We start from the raw sequence: 15,376 nt of genomic DNA on the forward strand, positions 1-15,376 counted from the left end.
CGTCAGTCCTGGTCCTTGCGCTTGCGCCAGCGGATGCCGGCCGAGATGAAGCCGTCGAGATCTCCGTCGAACACGGCCATGGGGTTGCCCGACTCGTGCCCGGTGCGCAGGTCCTTCACGAGCTGCTGGCCGTAGAGGAAGTACGAGCGCATCTGGTCGCCCCAGCTGGCCGTGATGTTGCCGGCGAGTTCCTTCTTCTTCGCCGCCTCCTCCTCCTTCTGGAGCAGGAGCAGGCGGGTCTGCAGCACGCGCATCGCGGCGGCACGGTTCTGGATCTGCGACTTCTCGTTCTGCATCGAGACGACGATGCCGGTCGGGAGGTGCGTGAGGCGCACGGCGGAGTCGGTGGTGTTGACCGACTGCCCACCGGGGCCTGAAGAGCGGAACACGTCGACACGGATGTCGCTCTCGGGGATGTCGACCTCGGTCGCCTCCTCCATGAGGGGGATGACCTCGACGGCAGCGAATGACGTCTGGCGCTTGTCGGCTGAGCCGAACGGGCTGATGCGCGCCAGACGGTGCGTGCCTGCCTCCACCGAGACCGTGCCGAAGGCGTACGGGGCGTCGATCTCGAACGTCGCCGACTTGATGCCGGCACCCTCGGCGTACGAGGTGTCCATGACCTTGACCGGGTACTTGTGCCGCTCGGCCCAGCGCAGGTACATGCGCATGAGCATCTCGGCGAAGTCGGTGGCGTCGTCGCCGCCGGCCCCGGAGCGGATGGTGATGATCGCCGAGCGCTCGTCGTACTCGCCGTCGAGCAGGGTCTGCACCTCGAGCTGGTTGATGATCTCCGTCAGGGCGGTCAGCTCGTTGCGGGCCTCGATCGCGGAGTCCTCGTCGCCCATCTCGTTCGCCAGGTCGACGAGCACCTCGAGGTCGTCGAGGCGGCGCCCGATCCCCTCGATCCGGGCCAGGGCCGACTGGCGGTGGCTCAGCGCGCTGGTCACCTTCTGGGCGCGCTCGGTGTCATCCCAGAGGTCGGGAGCGCCGGCCTCTTCGCTGAGTCGGGCGATGTCGGAGCGGAGCGCATCGACATCGACGACCTCGCGGATGTCACCGTAGGTGACGCGGAGGGCCTGGATGTCTGCGGAGAGATCGAGTTCGAGCATGGCCTCCTCAGCCTAACGTGCCGTCTGCGCAGGCGGGGACCGCTCGGGATCGGGAGTAGCGTGAAGCGGGTGAGCAGTGCATCCACGGTCCTGAGACGATTCGGGCCCATGGTGTACCTGCCGACGGTGCTGTTCTCTCTCGGCGAGGGCGCCGTTATCCCTCTGATCCCGGTGATCGCCGCGTCCATGGGTGCAGACGTCGCCTTCGCGGCCCTGGTGGCGTCGGCCCTCGTCGTCGGACAGCTGTGCGGCAACCTCCCTGCGGGCTGGGCCGTGGCGCGGATCGGCGAGCGTTTCACGATGGTGATCGCGGGCACGATCGCGATCGCCGCCGGCGTGGGGATGGTGTTCGCGCCCTCGCTGGCCGTGCTCGCGGCATCCGTCTTCCTCCTCGGCTTCTGCGCCGCCGCCTTCGGGCTCGCGCGCCACGCCTTCATGACCACGCGGGTCCCGGTCGCCTTCCGCGCACGGGCCCTGTCGCTGCTGGGCGGCAGCTTCCGTCTCGGGATCTTCATCGGTCCGTTCGTCGCCGCGGGGCTGCTGCAGCTCTTCGGCTCGGAGGCCGCCGCGATCTGGTTCTTCCTCGGCTGCCTCGTCGTCATGGTCCTCCTCGTGCTGTTCGGCCCCGACCCCGAGAAGACCATCTCTCCGACGACCGCCGTCCGCACGGCGGCGCTCGCCGACGACTCGGGCGAGCCGGTCAGCGGTGCGATCCCGGCCCTCGAACGCGCGGGCATCTTCCGCACCATGTGGCTGCAGCGCGCCGTGCTCGGGCGATTGGGCCTCGCGGCGGCCTCCCTCTCGGCCGTGCGATCGGCCCGGCAGGTGGTCCTCCCCCTGTGGGGGCTCTCGCTCGGCCTGGACGCGTCGACGATCGCCCTGGTCGTCGGAGTCTCCGGCGCCATTGACTTCGCACTCTTCTACGCGAGCGGACAGGTGATGGACCGCTTCGGCCGACTCTGGGCCGCGATGCCCGCCATGCTCCTCATGGGGGCGGGGTTCCTCGCCCTGTCGTTCACGCACGACGTCGACGCCGCCGTGCTGTGGTTCGGCATGTTCGCCGCCGTGCTCGGCGTCGGCAACGGACTCTCCAGCGGCATCCTCCTCACCCTCGGCGCCGACGTCGCGCCGAAGCGGGAGCCCGCGGCCTTCCTCGGCTCGTGGCGGACGCTGACGGATGCGGGAGGTGCCGTCGCACCGCTGCTCGTGTCGGGGATCGTGGCGATCGCCTCGCTGCCCGTCGCCGCCGCCGCCATGGGCGTCATCGGGCTGGTCGGCGCCGCGGGGTTCCTCCGTTGGATACCCCGGTTCGTTCCCCGCACCGACGGCGGCCCGCAGTGAGCTCCACGCTCGGCGAGGACATGCATCGGCTGGTGACGGCGTATCCGACCGACTCCGAGCGCGACCGGGCCGTGCGGTCAGACTTCCTGACGTTCTTCGCCGACGCCGAGGGGCCGGTGCGGCGCGATGCCGGAGCCTCGCACGCCACCGCCTCGGCGTTCGTCTTCGACCCCACCCTCGACCGCACGCTGCTCGTGTTCCACCGCAAGGGCCGCTTCTGGGTGCAGCCGGGCGGCCATCTCGAGGACGACGACGCCTCGATCAGAGACGCCGCTCTGCGGGAGCTCCGTGAGGAGACCGGTCTGCACCCGGCGGGGATCGAGGATGCCGATGCCTACGACCTCGACCATCACGCGCTGTCGACGGCGTTCGGGCGCTGCCGCTCCCATCTCGACGTGGGCATCGCGATGATCGCGTCCGACGAGGCAGCCGTGACGGTGAGCGACGAATCGGAGGATGTGCGCTGGTGGCCGGTCGCCGGCCTCCCCCGCGACGTGCCTGCCGGTTTCACCGAGCGCCTGCAGCGACTGCGGGAGCGCCTCTGAGGCAGGGGAGCACCTGACCGGCCCTCGGGCGTTCCGACGTCTCCGCGGGCGCAGCGCCGTCAGCGCAGCGCCGTGCGGCTCGTGCCTGTCGCCTCCAGCCTGATGCCCTGCGGCACGAACACGGTCACCACGGGCGGATGCCACTGCGTCGACACCGTCACCCGCGCAGACACCCCCTCAGGCGCCGTCGCCGAGACGAGCACCGCATCGTCGCCCGTCGCAGACAGCACGACCTCGGCCTGCTCCCTGACGCCGTCGGACGTGAGTTCGGCGCGCACCTCGTCGCCGTCGACCGTGAGGACGAACCCGTCCGCTCCGGCGAGCGCGGCGGCGTCGGCCACCGCGTCCATCCGCTTCTGCGTGATGTACAGGTCGGTGGCGCACGTGCAGATGAGGATCAGTGCGAGAGCCAGGAGTGCGTAGCCGAGAGTGAGAAGCAGCACGCTCCCGTCGTCATCACGCTGGCGGAGGACTCTCATCCCGCACCCCAGAGTCGGGACATCTTCTGCACCGCTGCTCCTTCGACGCCGATCGCTGCGGCCCGGTCGAGTCCGAAGACGCTCGGGATCAGGGGCAGCTCCACCCGAGCCGACACCGTGAGGGTCACCATCACACCCGCGGACGGGCACGGCACATCCGCGGGTGCGCAGGTCATCGACACCTCGACGGTCTCGGGGTCGATGCCGTACTCGGCGATCACGCTCCGCAGGACCGCGTCGCCGTCGGATGCCGCGGCTGCGGCATCCGGAGCGAGTGCCATCGCCCGCACACTGTGGCGTGCCGCTGCCTCCACACCGAGCATCTGCTCCTGGATCGCGCCGAGGGCGATGATGAGGTACACGAGCGGCACGAGCAGGATGACCCCGACGGTGATGAACTCCAGTGCGGCGGAGCCGCCGTCATCCGTCATCGAATGCCTCCTCCGGCGCGTGTGCTTCCACGTCGAGCGCATGGGGCACGCCGAGGAGACCGATGACGGGGAGGGTCGTGCTGATCCTGACGACGACGGTCGCGTGGCCGAGTGATGCGTCGCTCCTGACCGTGACCCCCTCCGAATAGGTCTCCCCGATCGCGCGGTCGATGGCATGTTCGGCGCGCTGAACGCCCTGCTCCAGGGTCGTGTCGGCCAACGCCGCGTGATACGCGCCTTCGACGGCGGCGTCGTGCACGACATTGCGCACGTACACGACGAGAGCGAGCTGCATGACCCCCAGCGTGAGGAGTGTGAGGAGCGTACCGACGAGAACGAACTCCACCGGGCTCGAGCCCTGTTCATCGTCGAGGCGCACCGCGGTCACGGTCATGGTCGCCGGTCAGAGTCCGGAGACCCGTTGTATCGCCTGCTCGAACAGAGCGCTGAGAGCGGGTCCCGCCACCGCCCAGATCAGCACCACGAGCCCGGCCGTCATCAGTGTCACGAGAACCCAGCCAGGGACGTCGCCCGCTTCGTCGTCGACGAGGTCGCGTGCGCGGCGGGGAATCGATCCGATCCAGCTTCTGAGAGTGTGCATGGCGTCCTTTCGAAGAGCGCTCAGCCGATGCCGAGTCGCAGGATGAACAGTCCGGGGTAGATGGCGAAGAGCACGGACAGGGGCAGGATCAGGAAGACGAGAGGGAGGAGCATCAGGATCTCCTTGCGCCCGGCCTGCTCGATCAGGACGCGCTTCGCGTCCTCCCTCGCGTCCCCGGCCTGTGCGTGGAGGACTCCGGAGAGCGGAGCGCCGTGTTCGAGCGCGGCGATCACCTGCTCGATCGCTCTCGTGAGACCAGGCAGCTGAAGACGGGTCGCCATCTCACCGAGTGACTCGGCGAGCGGCGAACCCGTGTTCACGGAGAGCACCACGCTGCGGAACTCGGCAGTGAGCTCCCCCGAACCGACGCTCGAGATCCGACGCAGTGAGTCGAGGAACCCCTCCCCGGCCGAGAGGCAGAGCGCGAGGAACTCGAGAGTCGTCGGAAGCTCGTCGGTGAGACGGGCGCGCCGCGCCGTCGTGCGCGCGGTGAGCTGAGCCTCGTACCCGACCGCCGCACCGACCCCGACGAGTACGGGGAGCATCGCGGCCGGCGGAGCCATCCTCCCGACGACGACGAGCACGACCAGCACGGTGGCCCCGATCCCGATCCCGCCGACCGCCCAGGCGAGCTGCCTCGCGCGAAAGGTCGACGGCGCGACGTCGAGTCCTGCTTGGGACAGTCGTCGACGCAGAGCGTCACCACCGCCGAGAGCGCGTTCGAAAAGCACCTGCAGCCGCACCCAGATCGACAGACGCGCCGCGGGGAGGACGCCGGCTCGCGGGAGCACGCCGAACGGGAGGTCGTCATCGGCGACGACGTCTCGCACGTAGGGAGCGATGCGCGCGGCGAGACCCACTGCCGACCACCGGGGAAGCGCCCACAGGATGCACATCACGCCGACCGCGAGGGCGCCACCGCCGAGGACGGCGAACGCGAGTGAGGAGAACGGGTTCATCCGAACCACCGGCCCGGCTCCGGCAGACGTCCGATCCGGATCATGATGCGGTAGGCGATCACCGAGACGGCCGCACCGGCGCAGATGACGAGCACGCCCTCCGGTGTGCCGTACGCGGCAGCGCCCTCGGGCCTCATCACGAGCAGACCGAGGATGACCCACGGCGCCACGGCGCCGAGCACGGCCGCACCGCGGATCCACGACTGCCTCGCCTCCACCTCGCCGCGCAGGACGGCATCCGCGCGCACGGAGGCGGACAGGGCACGGAGGACGCTGCTGAGCTCGGTCCCACCGACCTGCCTCGCCATTCTGAGCGTCTCGATGATGCGGTCGGCGATCGGGTCCGCCAGCGTCGACTTCAGACGATCGAGGCTCGACTCGAAGCGCCCCGTCGCCCGAAGATCTCTCGCGAACACCGCGAACGCCGGTCGCATCATCGAGGGAGCGGAATCCGCCAGACTGGCCACGGCGTCGGGAAGGGAGAGGCCTACGCGGATCGACGCGATCAGAAGGTCGCACACGTCCGGCCACAGCTGCCGTCGCACCCGGCGCAGACGGAGGCGTCGAGACCTGAGGGTCATGATCGGCGCGATACCACCACCGACGCCGGCGAGAGCAGCGAGCACCGGAATCCCGGTGGCCAGCCACACCGCAGACGCCGATACGAGGGCGACCGCCGACATGACGACCACGAGCATCCGCGGCGTCGCCGAACTGAACCCCGCTTCTTCGAGAGTGCGCGACAGCACTCCGTGTCGACGCGATCCTCGTTCATCGGCACGCGGCGGCCACAGCCACGGCGACGCGCAGAGAAGCACGCCCGCGGCGAGCAGCGCACCCAGTAGAACGGTCATCGCCACCCTCCGACGGTTCGCAGGTCGGCCGGGCGGCGGTCGGAGCCCGCTTCCCCATACGCATACACCTGACGGGTCACGATGCGCCCGGCGACCACGTCACCGGTCGGCGCGACGACCTCCTGCACACGTCGGATGCCGTCGACATCGCGCACGCAGTGCACGACGAGGTCCACGGAGGCGGCGAGAGAGGGAGCGACGAACGATCGGTCGATGTTCCGTCCGGCCAGCAGCGGGAGCATGGTGAGCTTGTCGAGCGCCTCGTCCGCCGAGTTCGCGTGCACGGTCGCCGCCCCGGGCACGCCCGTGTTGAGCGCCAGCACCAGGTCGAGCGCCTCGGCGTCGCGCACCTCGCCCACCACGAGCCGGTCGGGTCTCATACGCAGCGCCTCCTTCACGAGCCGTCGGAGGGTGATCTCCCCGGAGCCCTCGAGGCTCGTCTGGCGTCCCTGCAACGCGACGAGATCGGGACCCTGCACGGCGAGCTCGAACGTCTCCTCCACGGTGATGATCCGCTGGACGTCGGCGCACGACGCGAGCAGCGCGCCCAGGAAGGTCGTCTTGCCCGCGTGCGTCGCACCGGACACGACGACGCTCTTCCCGTCTCGCATCGCGCGCCGGAGCCGCTGTGCGAGGTCGAGCGGAAGCGAGCCGCTCTCCGTGAGCGCGTCGAGCGATCGGTAGCGCGGAATGAACTTCCTGATATTGACCGACCACCCGCCGCGGACCACATCGGCGATCACCACGTGCAGCCGCGACCCATCGGGCAGCGAGGCGTCGACGAACGGCTGACCGATGTCCACCCGCCGCCCCGTGGACTGCAGCATCCGCTCCACGAGATCGCGCAGCATCGCATCCGTCAACCGCAGCTCGAGACGCTGTGCCACGCCGTCCCTCGCGACGTGCACGCTCTCAGGGCCGTTGAGCCAGATCTCCTCGATGCCGGGATCGTCGAGCAGCGGCTGCAGCGCTCCGAAACCCGTCACCGCGGCCAGGACGTCACGGACGCACGCGGCTTCGTCCTCGATGAGGGCCTCGCCGCGCGCCAGGGCCACGTCGTTGAAGCGACGGACCTCGGCGACGGCCACCGCGCGAGCGACCTCGGCCTCACTCGACGGATCGGTTCCCTCGCTGCGCAGTCGCTGCCGGACGCGCTCGGCGACGATGACGGCGGGCAGGAGCATCCGAGCATCCTCGCAAGATCAGCGAAGCGCTGTCGAAGTTATCCACAGGGTGGGGAGCTGTGCCTGCGGGCGGATGCTCAGCCACACAGGATCCCCCGGTCAGTAGACTGTTCCCACCGCGCGGGAGTGGTGGAATTGGCAGACACGCAGGATTTAGGTTCCTGTGCCCCAGGGCGTGTGGGTTCAAGTCCCACCTTCCGCACCGATCAGTCGCGTGCTCGCGACCGATGTCTTAACCGCCGCACAGCGCACTACGACGGGAAGTCCATGCATCACGCCGCTCTCATCCCCTGGCTCGACCCCGCCACGATCATCGGGTCGGCGGGTCCGTGGGCTCTGCTCGTGGTGTGCTTCATCGTCTTCGCAGAGACCGGCCTGCTGGTCGGGTTCCTCCTCCCGGGCGACACCCTGCTGGTGATCTCCGGTCTGCTCTCCCACCCGATCGCGGGCTCCGAGCACGGCGTGTTCGGCATCAACGTCTGGATCGTCGCACTCCTGATCGGTCTCTCGGCGTTCGTGGGTGGAGAGGTCGGATACCTCATCGGGCACAAGGGCGGACCGGCCGTGTTCGAGCGCAAGGAGTCGGGCCTCTTCAGCAAGAAGAACGTCGAGCGCACGAACGCGTTCTTCGAGCGGTTCGGCGGACTCACGGTCATCCTGGCCCGCTTCGTGCCGATCGTCCGCACCTTCGCGCCGGTCGCCGCGGGCGTCGGCCACATGCCCTGGCGCAAGTACACGCTCTACAACCTCATCGGCGCCATCCTGTGGGGCTTCGGCCTCACGATGTTCGGCTACGCGATCGGGTTCATCCCGCCGGTGGCGGAGTTCGTCGAGAGCTACATCGACCTGATCCTCCTCGCGGCCGTCGGCGGCACGGCCCTCGTCACTCTGTGGCACTACCTCTCGGAGCGGCACAAGGCGAAGAAGGAACGCGCCGCCGGCGAGGGCGAGACGGATGCCGTCGAGGCCGAGGAGCTGGCGCTCGACCCCCAGGTGTTCGACCGGGCACCCGACTTCGACGGCGACGGCAAGCACTGAGCCCGACGGCTGAGCGTCAGCCGGCCTTCTTCTTGCCGGCCGTCTTCTTCGGGGCGGCCTTCTTCTCCGAATCGTCCGCGTCCTCCGAGCGCGCCGCCTTCGAGCGTGCGACGCTGGCGCGCAGCGCCTCCATGAGGTCGATGACCTCGCCGCTCTTCGCATCGCCCTCATCGTCACCGAACGTATCGGCGACGTCGAACGTGTCTCCGGCGTCGATCTTCGCGTCGATGAGGGTGCGCAGCTCCTTCTGGTACTCGTCGACGAAGGACTCCGGATCGAAGTCCGCCGAGTAGCTGTCCACGAGCGATGACGACAGCTCGAGCTCCTTCTTCGAGATCCGCACGTCCTCGTCGAGCGACGGGAAGTCGGCCGCCCGCACCTCATCGGCCCAGAGGAGCGTCTGCAGCACCAGCACCTTGCCACGCACCCGCAGGGCGGCGAGCCGCGTCTTCTGCCGCAGGGTGAACCGGACGATCGCCGTACGATCGGTCTGCTCGAGCGTCTTGCGCAGCAGCACGTACGCCTTGGGCGACTGGGAATCCGGCTCGAGGTAGTAGGGCTTGTCGAGCGTCAGCAGGTCGACCTGGCCGGAGGGGACGAACTCGACGACGTCGATCTCGCGACTCTTCTCCGAGGGCAGGGCGGCAAGATCGTCTTTCGTGAGCACGACGGTCTGGCCGCCGTCGACGTATGCGCGGTCGATGTCGGCGTACGCGACGGTCTCGCCGCACACCTCGCATGTGCGCTGGTACCGGATCCGCCCGCCGTCCTTGTCGTGCACCTGATGCAGCGACACGTCGTGGTCCTCGGTCGCGGAGTACACCTTCACCGGCACGTTCACGAGGCCGAAGGTCAGCGCGCCTTTCCAGATCGTTCTCATCGGACCAGTGAACACCAGCCGCACCATCCGCTGCCACTCCCTTGACTACGCTGGCGTCATGGTTGCGGAGGCTCAGAACGTGCAGATCGACGGGCGTCGGCTCCGCGTGACGAACCTCGACAAGGTCGTCTATCCCGAATCGGGCACGACGAAGGGCGAGATCATCGCCTACTACACCGCGATCGCCCCCTACATCCTGCCGATGCTCGAGGGCCGGCCGGTGACACGCAAGCGCTGGGTCGAGGGCGTCGGAACCGCGGATGCGCCCGGAGACTCCTTCTTCACGAAGCAGCTCGAGCCCGGAGCACCGAGCTGGATCCCGCGCCAGGAGATCCGCCATTCCGACGGGCCGAAGGAGTATCCGCTCGTCGAGGACGTCCCGACCCTGGTCTGGCTCGCCCAGGTCGCAGCGATCGAGCTGCACGTGCCGCAGTGGCGCTTCGCGCCCGACGGGCTGCCCGGCAAGCCCGATCGCCTCGTGCTCGATCTCGATCCCGGGCCGGGGGTCGGTCTCGCGCAGTGCGCGGAGGTGGCGCGTATCGCTCGCACGCTGCTGTCCGGCATCGGTCTGGAACCGGTGCCGGTGACGAGCGGGAGCAAGGGAATCCATCTGTACGCGGCTCTGCCCGGACAGCAGACGAGCGACGAGATCTCGGCGGTGGTGAAGGAGATCGCGCGGCTCATCGAGAACGAGCATCCGGAACTCGCGACCAGCACGATGGCCAAGGTGGCGCGGGGCGGCAAGGTGTTCCTCGACTGGAGCCAGAACAACGGCAAGAAGACGACGATCTCGCCGTATTCACTGCGCGGTCGCGCACGCCCGTGGGCGGCTGCACCGCGAACGTGGGACGAGCTCGACGATCCCGAACTCGCGCACCTCGAGTTCGGGGAGGTGCTGGAGCGTGCGGAGTCAGGACTCGATCCACTCGCACCGCTGCGCACCGGCTCGGCGTCCGAGTCGACGGCCCCTGCCGCTCCGGCGTCGACGGAGAAGGATGCTCCTCGGCAGATCGCTCGCATCTCGACCCGACACCCGCGCGCCTCGGCAGCATCGGCGGCGTCCGCAGCCTCGATCAGCACCGCGCCCGCGACTGCGGCGACCCTCTCTCCGATGCTGGCCGAGAACGGCACCCCCGCCATCGCCCGACGGCTGAGCTCGCCGTCCTGGGTCGAGGTCAAGTGGGACGGCATCCGTGCGGTCGGTACGTGGCGCGGAGGACGGATGCTGCTGCACGCCCGCAGCGGCACGGACATCACCGCACGCTACCCGGAGCTGACGGCCGACGGTGCACCCTTCCTGCCCATCGGCGACGCGGTGGTCGACGGCGAGATCGTCGCCTTCGACCGGCACGGCAGACCCAGCTTCTCGCTTCTGCAGAACAGGATGCACCTCACGCGCCCGCGCGAGATCGAGCGCGAGGTCGTGCGCACGCCGATCGTGTACATGGTGTTCGACCTGCTGCGTCTCGACGGGCATGACCTCACAGGTCTTCCACTGTCCCAGCGGCGGACGCTGCTGGAGGACGTCATCGCCGATCTCGACGCCCCGGTCCGGGTGCCGCCGGTGTTCGACGACGTCGATGCCGCGCTGGCGGCGAGCGACGAGTTCGGACTCGAGGGGGTGGTCGTGAAGGATCCGTCGTCACGGTACCGCGCCGGCCAGCGCTCCCCCGCCTGGCTCAAGCTCAAGCACACCCGCATGCAGGAGGCGGTGATCGTCGGCATCCGTCCCGGCCGTGGTGATCGTGAGGGCACTTTCGGGTCCCTCCTGCTCGCCGTCCCCGACGCGGTCGGTGCCCTCCGCTATGTCGGCAGGGTGGGATCGGGCTTCACCGAGCGGTCGCTGCGCGACCTGCTCACCCGTCTGGAGCCGCTCCGTGTGGACCGCGCGCCGCTCGACGGCGTGCCGTCGCTCGATGCCTCGGACGCTCTCTGGGTGCGCCCCGAGCTCGTCGGCGAGGTCGAGTTCGCGAACTGGACCCCGGACGGAGTGCTGCGGCACGCGCGCTGGCGCGGACTCCGGCCTGACAAGACCCCCGACGACGTGGTGGTCGAGAGCTGACGCCTCAGGCGTGATGCGGTTCGCAGTCCGACTGCTCGGCCGGCTCGATCTGGAACGTGGAGTGCGCGACGTCGAAGTGCTCGGCGAGGCACGCCTGCATATCGCTGAGCAGCGTCGTCGACCGCCCGTCCGCGAGCCAGGAGGGAGCGACGCTGACGTGCGCGCTGAAGACCGGGGCGCCGCGGGTCAGCTGCCACACGTGCACATCGTGCACACCGACCACGCCGTCGTACCCCAGCAGGTGAGTGCGGATGTCGCTCACTGCCGTCCCTTTCGGCGCGGACTCCGACAGGACGGAGAAGACCTCGCGCAGCAGGGCGATCGCCCGAGGGATGATCATGACGGCGATGAGCAGGGAGGCGATCGCATCCGCCGGCATCCATCCCGTGGTGACGATCACGACGGCCGCCACGATGACCATGGCCGAGCCGATGAGGTCGCCCATCACCTCGAGGTAGGCGCCTCTGACGTTGATGCTCGTGCGCTGAGCGTGGCTGAGAAGCCATAGTGAGATCGCATTGGCGACGAGTCCGATGGCGGCGACGACGAGCATGAGACCACCGGCAACCTCCGTCTCGCCCGGGTCGAGGAGCCGGCCGATCGCCTCGACCCCGACCCAGCCGGAGAGCAGGATCAGGATGATCGCGTTGATGAGGGCACCGAACACCTCGGCGCGCTGATACCCGAAGGTCCGCCGGTCATCGGCCGGTCGTGCCGCGACGGCGGCCGCGATCAGCGCGATCACGAGGGCTGACGCATCCGTGAACATGTGGGCCGCGTCTGCCAGCAGCGCCAGCGATCCGGTGAAGACGGCACCGACGATCTGCACGACCATGATCGTCCCCGTCAGGGTCAGCGAGATCGCCAGAAGGCGGCGATGACCGGCCGAGCGGATGCCGCCGGCGGCGGGCGCGTGATCGTGCATGAGACCAGGCTAGACCGGCTCACTCGACCGTCGGCGCGATCTCTTGCAGTCGGGAATGGTGATGATTCTCAGTAGTCGAATGTCACGGCGTGCGCGAGTACTCGAGCACGACGCAGCCGTTGTCGAACGTCCGCGCACGGTCGAGGTGGAACATCGTGGGCGCGAAGCCGTGGTTCACCATCGGTATCCCGGAGCCGGCGATCACCGGGTACTTCTTGACGATGAGCCGATCGATCTCATCGAGCAGCGCACCCGCGAGCTCCGACCCGCCGGCGAGGTAGATGCCCAGGCCGTCCTCGGCTTTGAGCTCGCGGACCCGCGCGACCGGGTCGGTGCGCACGGCCTCGACGTTCTCGGCCCCCGGGTCCCCGAGAGTGCGGCTGAACACCACGGTGCGGAGCTGTGCGTAGGGATCCCGCACCCCCTGCTGCAGGGCCGGTTCGTACGTGCGGCGACCCATCAGCACCGTGTCGAAGCGCGTCAGTCGCTCATCGATCCCGCCGCGACCGGCGCGGACGAAAGCGGGCTGGATGTCCGCGAGCTCGGCGCCGAGGAACTCGGCGAACTCCTCGGTGACCGGGTAGAAGTCGACCTCGTCCTCGGGGCCGGCGATGAAGCCGTCGAGGGTGACGCCGATGTAATAGGTGAGCTCTCGCATGCCGTCAGTCAACCACTACGCCTGAACCACGTCAAGGGTAGTGGTTGGAGTTCGGCGTGTCAGAGCCTGGACAGCAGCGGCACCAGTTCCGCGAAGGCGCGCGCACGGTGCGAATGCGCCTGCTTCTCAGCATCCGAGAACTCTCCGACGGTCCGCTCTGCACCCTCCGACTGCCCGTCGGGGACGAAGATCGGGTCGTACCCGAACCCGCCGTCCCCCGACGCCGCGTGCGCGAGACGGCCCGGCCAGATGCCTTCGACCACGTGCTCGTCACCGTCCGGCGTCACGAGTGCGATCGTGGACGTGAAGTGCGCGGACCGATGCGGATCGACGATGTCGCGCAGCTGATCGAGAAGGAGTTCGAGATTGGCCGCGGCATCCTTCTTCTGCCCCGCCCAGTAGGCGGAGAACACGCCGGGGGATCCGCCCAGCACGTCCACGCAGATCCCCGAGTCGTCCGCAAGAGCCGCGAGGCCCGTGTGCGCCGACGCCGCGCGCGCCTTGATCAACGCGTTCTCCGCGAAGGTGACGCCGTCTTCGACCGGCTCCGGACCGTCATAGCCGACGACCTCGAGGTCGGGTCTCGTCGCGGCCACGATCTGCTGGAACTCCGCGACCTTGTGCGGATTGTGCGTGGCGAGGACGACCTTCATCAGCCGGCCAGAGCCGCCAGCTGGCGGTCCTTGAGGTCTGCGCACCCGGCGACCCCCAGCTCGAGCAGCGCGTCGAGCTCGCGCTTGTCGAACGGAGCGCCCTCGGCGGTGCCCTGCACCTCCACGAACAGTCCGCGGCCGGTGACCACGATGTTCATGTCGGTCTCGGCGCGCACATCCTCGACATATGCGAGATCGAGCATGGGTTCACCGTCGATGATCCCCACCGACACGGCGGACACCGAATCGCGCAGCGGCGTGGAGTTCTTGCCGATGAACTTCTTCTCTCGCCCCCACTCGATCGCGTCCGCGAGCGCGACGTACGCTCCGGTGATCGCGGCGGTCCGTGTTCCCCCGTCGGCCTGCAGCACGTCGCAGTCGATCACGATCGTGTTCTCGCCGAGAGCCTTGGTGTCGACGACCGCGCGCAGGGCGCGACCGATCAGGCGCGAGATCTCATGCGTGCGTCCGCCGATGCGGCCCTTCACGCTCTCCCGATCGTTCCGGCTGTTCGTCGCGCGGGGCAGCATGGAGTACTCGGCAGTGACCCAGCCCTTTCCCTTGCCCGTGAGCCAGCGTGGGACGCCATTGGTGAAGGATGCCGTGCAGAGCACCTTCGTCCCGCCGAAGCTGATGAGCGCGGAGCCCTCCGCGTGGCTGCTCCACCCTCGCTCGATGGTGATCTCGCGGAGCTGGTCGGTGGCGCGGCCGTCGACGCGGACGATGCTGGACATGGGTTTCCTTCGATTCGGGTGGATGGAGCGGATGCGGTGCGTGCGGTGCGGGTGTGGCGGCGCGGAACTAGAACGAGGACGCGGACGCCTGCTCCGGCAGAGTGATGACCCCGGTCTGCACCAGCTGGACGTCGCGGACCTCGCGGCCCATGAGCCGGTTGGCGAGCGCCGTGAACTCGGTGGCCGATGCGCCCGTCGCCTCGTAGACGTACGACGCCGTCGCCTCCGGCGACGCGAGCAGGTCGCCGCGGACGAGCTGCCGGTAGACGTCGCCGGCGGTCTCGTCGTCGCTGGAGACGAGAGTCACGCCCTCCCCCATCACGTAGCTGATCGCGCCGCGGAGGAACGGGTAGTGCGTGCAGCCCAGCACGAGCGTGTCGACGTCGGCCGCCCGCAGCGGCGCGAGGTACTCCTCGGCGGTGGCGAGGACCTCCGGAGTGCCGGTGATCCCCCCTTCGACGAACTCCACGAAACGCGGGCACGCCGCCGTGAACACCCGCAGCCGCTCGTTGACCTCGAGCATGTCCTGGTAGGCGCGCGAACCGATCGTGCCGACCGTGCCGATCACGCCGACCCGGCCGTTCCTGGTGGTCGACACCGCGCGGCGCACCGCTGGTCCGATGACCTCGACGACCGGGATGTCGTAGCGCTCCCTCGCGTCGCGAAGCATCGCCGCCGACGCCGTGTTGCAGGCGATCACGAGCATCTTCACGCCCTGGTCGACGAGCGTGTCGAGCACCTCGAGGCTGTAACGGCGGACGTCGGCGATGGGCTTCGGGCCGTAGGGCGAGTGCGCCGTGTCGCCGATGTAGACGAACGACTCGCGGGGCAGCTGGGCCCGGATGGCCCGAGCCACCGTGAGCCCGCCGACACCGGAGTCGAAGATTCCGATCGGCGCGTCATTCATGACTCCCCAGCCT

18 protein-coding genes and 1 tRNA gene are annotated in these 15,376 nt (G+C 69.0%); 5 read left to right on the forward strand and 14 right to left on the reverse strand.

Features of this window, described 5'->3' with window-relative positions; all coding sequences use genetic code 11:
- Positions 1-2 precede the first annotated feature (2 nt).
- A complete protein-coding gene (gene prfB, locus BN2660_RS00225; protein WP_091225774.1) occupies positions 3-1,112 on the reverse strand; it encodes a peptide chain release factor 2 in 1,110 nt (369 codons plus the stop codon).
- 108 nt (positions 1,113-1,220) lie between these two features.
- On the opposite strand from prfB, the gene BN2660_RS00230 reads away from it, so the two are divergent.
- Positions 1,221-2,453: an MFS transporter gene (locus BN2660_RS00230; RefSeq protein WP_091225777.1), complete on the forward strand. Its 1,233-nt coding sequence runs from the start codon at positions 1,221-1,223 to the stop codon at positions 2,451-2,453.
- On the forward strand, positions 2,450-2,998 hold the full coding sequence (locus BN2660_RS00235) for an NUDIX hydrolase (protein WP_091225780.1): 549 nt from the start codon (positions 2,450-2,452) through the stop codon (positions 2,996-2,998). The genes BN2660_RS00230 and BN2660_RS00235 overlap by 4 nt, the downstream gene beginning before the upstream one ends.
- 59 nt (positions 2,999-3,057) lie before the next feature.
- Here BN2660_RS00235 and BN2660_RS00240 read toward each other — a convergent pair whose 3' ends face one another.
- Genes BN2660_RS00240 through BN2660_RS00270 form a run of 7 tightly spaced genes read right to left on the reverse strand, consistent with a single transcriptional unit; the run spans position 3,058 to position 7,506 of the window.
- Positions 3,058-3,477 carry a hypothetical protein gene (locus BN2660_RS00240; protein WP_091225783.1) on the reverse strand — a complete coding sequence of 140 codons (420 nt, stop codon included), beginning with the start codon at positions 3,475-3,477 and terminating at the stop codon, positions 3,058-3,060.
- Complete coding sequence (locus BN2660_RS00245) at positions 3,474-3,908, reverse strand: TadE family protein (RefSeq protein WP_255304834.1); 435 nt, start codon at positions 3,906-3,908, stop codon at positions 3,474-3,476. Before BN2660_RS00245 ends, BN2660_RS00240 begins: the two co-directional genes overlap by 4 nt.
- The gene (locus tag BN2660_RS00250) at positions 3,898-4,302 is read right to left on the reverse strand and encodes a TadE/TadG family type IV pilus assembly protein (protein ID WP_176697030.1); all 405 of its coding nucleotides are present in this window, start codon (positions 4,300-4,302) and stop codon (positions 3,898-3,900) included. The genes BN2660_RS00245 and BN2660_RS00250 overlap by 11 nt, the downstream gene beginning before the upstream one ends.
- 9 nt (positions 4,303-4,311) lie before the next feature.
- Complete coding sequence (locus BN2660_RS00255; RefSeq protein ID WP_091225789.1) at positions 4,312-4,509, reverse strand: hypothetical protein; 198 nt, start codon at positions 4,507-4,509, stop codon at positions 4,312-4,314.
- A 20-nt stretch (positions 4,510-4,529) separates the two neighbouring features.
- A complete protein-coding gene (locus BN2660_RS00260; RefSeq protein ID WP_091225790.1) occupies positions 4,530-5,468 on the reverse strand; it encodes a type II secretion system F family protein in 939 nt (312 codons plus the stop codon).
- Positions 5,465-6,322, reverse strand: coding sequence for a type II secretion system F family protein (locus BN2660_RS00265; protein ID WP_091225794.1), 858 nt, complete (start codon positions 6,320-6,322; stop codon positions 5,465-5,467). Before BN2660_RS00265 ends, BN2660_RS00260 begins: the two co-directional genes overlap by 4 nt.
- The gene (locus BN2660_RS00270) at positions 6,319-7,506 is read right to left on the reverse strand and encodes a TadA family conjugal transfer-associated ATPase (RefSeq protein ID WP_091225797.1); all 1,188 of its coding nucleotides are present in this window, start codon (positions 7,504-7,506) and stop codon (positions 6,319-6,321) included. Before BN2660_RS00270 ends, BN2660_RS00265 begins: the two co-directional genes overlap by 4 nt.
- Positions 7,507-7,626: 120 nt before the next feature.
- On the opposite strand from BN2660_RS00270, the gene BN2660_RS00275 reads away from it, so the two are divergent.
- Both BN2660_RS00275 and BN2660_RS00280 read left to right on the forward strand, forming a co-directional pair.
- A tRNA-Leu gene (locus BN2660_RS00275) sits at positions 7,627-7,708 on the forward strand.
- A 65-nt stretch (positions 7,709-7,773) separates the two neighbouring features.
- A complete protein-coding gene (locus BN2660_RS00280; protein ID WP_091225800.1) occupies positions 7,774-8,544 on the forward strand; it encodes a DedA family protein in 771 nt (256 codons plus the stop codon).
- Positions 8,545-8,560: 16 nt separating this feature from the next.
- Here the strand turns inward: BN2660_RS00280 and BN2660_RS00285 are convergent, their stop codons facing one another.
- Positions 8,561-9,424 (reverse strand): non-homologous end joining protein Ku, encoded by an 864-nt coding sequence (locus BN2660_RS00285; protein ID WP_091226182.1) that lies wholly within the window; start codon positions 9,422-9,424, stop codon positions 8,561-8,563.
- 58 nt (positions 9,425-9,482) lie between these two features.
- Here BN2660_RS00285 and ligD point away from each other — a divergent pair, with 58 nt between their 5' ends.
- Entirely contained in the window at positions 9,483-11,486 is a 2,004-nt protein-coding gene (gene ligD, locus BN2660_RS00290) for a non-homologous end-joining DNA ligase (protein ID WP_091225802.1), read from the forward strand.
- A gap of 4 nt (positions 11,487-11,490) precedes the next feature.
- Here the strand turns inward: ligD and BN2660_RS00295 are convergent, their stop codons facing one another.
- The 5 genes from BN2660_RS00295 to murI all read right to left on the reverse strand — a co-directional run bounded on the left by BN2660_RS00295 (position 11,491) and on the right by murI (position 15,363).
- Positions 11,491-12,411 (reverse strand): cation diffusion facilitator family transporter, encoded by a 921-nt coding sequence (locus BN2660_RS00295; protein WP_091225807.1) that lies wholly within the window; start codon positions 12,409-12,411, stop codon positions 11,491-11,493.
- Positions 12,412-12,493: 82 nt separating this feature from the next.
- Positions 12,494-13,069: a dihydrofolate reductase family protein gene (locus tag BN2660_RS00300; RefSeq protein WP_091225810.1), complete on the reverse strand. Its 576-nt coding sequence runs from the start codon at positions 13,067-13,069 to the stop codon at positions 12,494-12,496.
- A 59-nt stretch (positions 13,070-13,128) separates the two neighbouring features.
- Entirely contained in the window at positions 13,129-13,722 is a 594-nt protein-coding gene (gene rdgB, locus BN2660_RS00305; protein ID WP_091225813.1) for an RdgB/HAM1 family non-canonical purine NTP pyrophosphatase, read from the reverse strand.
- Positions 13,722-14,456, reverse strand: coding sequence for a ribonuclease PH (rph, locus tag BN2660_RS00310; protein ID WP_091225815.1), 735 nt, complete (start codon positions 14,454-14,456; stop codon positions 13,722-13,724). Before rph ends, rdgB begins: the two co-directional genes overlap by 1 nt.
- A gap of 67 nt (positions 14,457-14,523) precedes the next feature.
- Complete coding sequence (murI, locus tag BN2660_RS00315) at positions 14,524-15,363, reverse strand: glutamate racemase (RefSeq protein WP_091225817.1); 840 nt, start codon at positions 15,361-15,363, stop codon at positions 14,524-14,526.
- Between the last annotated feature and the right edge of the window lie 13 nt (positions 15,364-15,376).

It is taken from the genome of Microbacterium sp. 3J1 (assembly GCF_001049495.1).
Classification (GTDB): Bacteria; Actinomycetota; Actinomycetes; order Actinomycetales; family Microbacteriaceae; genus Microbacterium.